The organism is Microbacterium sp. CPCC 204701 (genome assembly GCF_004010105.1).
Classification (GTDB): Bacteria; Actinomycetota; Actinomycetes; order Actinomycetales; family Microbacteriaceae; genus Microbacterium.
Map to the genome: position 1 here is coordinate 1 of NZ_RRYE01000406.1, position 2545 is coordinate 2545.

Annotated in this window: 4 protein-coding genes; 2 read left to right on the top strand and 2 right to left on the bottom strand. The window is 73.1% G+C overall.

The genetic code is table 11. From position 1 onward, the window contains the following. Both EIO58_RS16040 and EIO58_RS16045 read left to right on the top strand, forming a co-directional pair. Positions 1-710: ABC transporter ATP-binding protein (locus EIO58_RS16040; RefSeq protein ID WP_164861786.1), on the top strand; the 710-nt coding region annotated here is incomplete at its 5' end. Then, the gene (locus EIO58_RS16045) at positions 707-1498 is read left to right on the top strand and encodes an energy-coupling factor transporter transmembrane component T family protein (protein WP_127820334.1); all 792 of its coding nucleotides are present in this window, start codon (positions 707-709) and stop codon (positions 1496-1498) included. The genes EIO58_RS16040 and EIO58_RS16045, both read left to right, overlap by 4 nt. An 82-nt stretch (positions 1499-1580) precedes the next feature. Here EIO58_RS16045 and EIO58_RS16050 read toward each other — a convergent pair whose 3' ends face one another. Together EIO58_RS16050 and EIO58_RS16055 are read right to left on the bottom strand one after the other, a co-directional pair. Further along, the gene (locus EIO58_RS16050) at positions 1581-2087 is read right to left on the bottom strand and encodes an SRPBCC domain-containing protein (RefSeq protein ID WP_127820335.1); all 507 of its coding nucleotides are present in this window, start codon (positions 2085-2087) and stop codon (positions 1581-1583) included. Continuing rightward, a partial coding sequence (locus tag EIO58_RS16055) for a phosphotransferase (protein ID WP_164861787.1) occupies positions 2084-2545 on the bottom strand: 462 nt, incomplete at its 5' end. The genes EIO58_RS16055 and EIO58_RS16050, both read right to left, overlap by 4 nt.

Below are 2545 nucleotides of genomic sequence, written 5' to 3' on the forward strand. Positions count from 1 at the left end.
CGCCGCCACGCTCGGGCGGCGGCGGTCCGCTGCTGAGCGCGCGCGATCTCGCGGTCGAGCGCGTGAAGGGCCACCCGGTCGCGCGAGGCATCGATCTGGACGTGCGAGCGGGTACGGCGCTGGCGATCACCGGACCGAACGGCTCCGGCAAGTCCACCCTCGGCCTCACCCTCGCCGGACTGCTGCCTCCCGCCGCGGGGCGGGTCGAGGCATCCGCCGATCTTGCGTCGGGAGCGGGAGCGACGCCGATCCGCTGGTCGTCGCGGCAGCTGCTCACCCGCATCGGCACCGTGTTCCAGGACCCCGAGCATCAGCTTCTCGCGCGCACCGTGCGCGAAGAGCTCGAGGTGGGGCCGCGCGCCCTCGGGCGGACGGAGGCCGACATCACCAACCGCGTGGACGAGCTGCTGGAGCGGCTGCGGCTCGACCGGCTCGCCGCCGCGAACCCCTACACGCTCTCGGGGGGCGAGAAGCGGCGGCTCACGGTCGCGGCGGCCCTTGCGACCGCGCCGCGCGTGCTGGTGCTCGATGAACCCACGTTCGGGCAGGACGCCCGCACGTGGGCGGAGCTCGTCGGGCTGCTGGCGCGCCTGCGCGACGGTGACATCGGCGGCGGGGGTGGTTCGGCGATCGTCGCGATCACCCACGACCTCGACGTGGTCGAAGCGCTCCACGCCGAGCGGTTCGAGCTCGGGAGGTCGCCCGCATGACCCTGCTCGACTCCCGCGCGCGCACCGGGACGGTCGCCCGGATCAACCCCGTCGCGAAGCTCGGCGCGAGCGCGCTCATCGCGATCCCGCTCGTGCTCACCCTCGACTGGCTCTCTGCGGCGGTCGCGCTCGCCCTCGAGTTCGTGCTGATCCCGTTCGCGGGTCTCGGGTGGCGGGAGTTCTGGGCGCGCACGTGGCCGGTGTGGCTGGCCGCGCCACTCACCGGGCTCACGATCGCGCTGTACGGCGAGGCATCCGGAGCCGTCTACGTCGACTGGTTCGTCGTGCATGTGAGCGACGGATCGCTCGAGCTCGCCCTCGCCACGATGCTGCGGGTGCTGGCGATCGCGCTGCCGTCGGTCGTGCTGTTCGTGACCGTCGACCCGACCGACCTCGCCGACGGGCTCGCGCAGGTCGTGCACCTGCCGGCGCGGTTCGTGCTCGGAGCGCTGGCAGGCCTGCGGATGGTCGGGCTGTTCGTCGACGACTGGCGCGCGCTCGAGCTCGCGCGGCGCGCGCGGGGCGTCGCCGATCGAGGCCGCCTCCGTCGATTCCTGGGCATGGCGTTCGCTCTCCTGGTCCTGTCGATCCGGCGCGGCGCCAAGCTCGCCACCGCGATGGAGGCGCGCGGTTTCGGCGCGCCGGTGCGGCGCACCTGGGCGCGCGAGTCGCGCTTCGGCGGACGCGAGTGGGTGCTGATGGCGATCGGCCTCGCGATCGCGCTCACGGCGGTCGCGGCATCCGTCGTCTTCAACACGTGGAACTTCGTCCTCGGGCCGGGCGCGTGAGCCCGGGCGTGGCTCCGTGCGTCGACCGAGCGAGGAACGAGCGAGACGAAGCGTCCCCGAGGCGTGACAGCGGGCGCGTACCTCAGTCCGCGGCGACCAGCCGCTCGTACGGCGCCTGGAGCGCCGGGAAATAGTCGTCCCACTGCACGTCTTCGGCGTCGAGCCCCGCCTGGGCTGCGACGAGGCGGTCGAGGTAGTACTCCCAGCCGGGGCCGATCGAGCCGACGTCCTCACCGGGGTTCAGCCGCTGCCCGAAGGTGAGAACGGTGTCGCCGGCGGATTCCTCGGCCAGCTCGAACCACAGGTGCCACGAGCCCTCGCCCTGCGAGGTGTCGCCCGCGAAGCGGCGCGGACGGTCGCACTCGAGGATCGTGTACTCCTCGGGCTCGGCATCCGCCCCCTCCGCCGTCATGTGGAACGTGACGTGCCCGGTCGCGGGGTCGCCCTCCCAGCGGCCGATCCAGCGCTCGAGGCGCTCGGACTCGGTCAGCTCGCGCCACACCTCGTCGGCGCTCGCGCGGAATCGCCGCAGGATCACGAGGTGGGGTTCTCCGTCGATCTTCGTCACGGTGCCGGTGATGGTGGTCATGTCGCGTTCCAGAGGTCTCGGTAGTACGACAGGCGCTCGCGGTCGGGTTCGACCCCGTACGCCTCGATGAGGGCGTCCTCCCATCCCTCGCCATAGTTCCACGCCGTCGACATCGACGCTACGGCGATGTCGGCCCAGCGGTCGCCCGTGCCGAGCCCGCCGAGGTCGACGTGGCCGCTCCAGCGACCGTCGTCGCCGATCAGCGTGTTGGGGCAGCACGCGTCGCCGTGGCACACGACGAGCCGGTCGATCGCGGGCGGCTCGCGCAGCGCATCGGGAACGCGCTCGCCGCGGTCCGCGGCATTCGCGATGCGCGAGGGCACGCCCCAGTCGAACGGGCAGTCTTCGATGGGCAGTGAGTCGTGCAGCGCGCGCAGTCCCTCGCCGACGGCGCGGACGGCGATCGCGGGCTCGGCGATCCAGCGCGGGTCGACCGCCGAGAGTCCGGGCAGCGCCGC

What these genes read in the sequence shown, in the direction of transcription:
- EIO58_RS16045 (WP_127820334.1), top strand. Translation starts at nt 707, where the DNA reads ATGACCCTGCTCGACTCCCGCGCGCGCACCGGGACGGTCGCCCGGATC.
- EIO58_RS16050 (WP_127820335.1), bottom strand. Translation starts at nt 2,087, where the DNA reads ATGACCACCATCACCGGCACCGTGACGAAGATCGACGGAGAACCCCAC.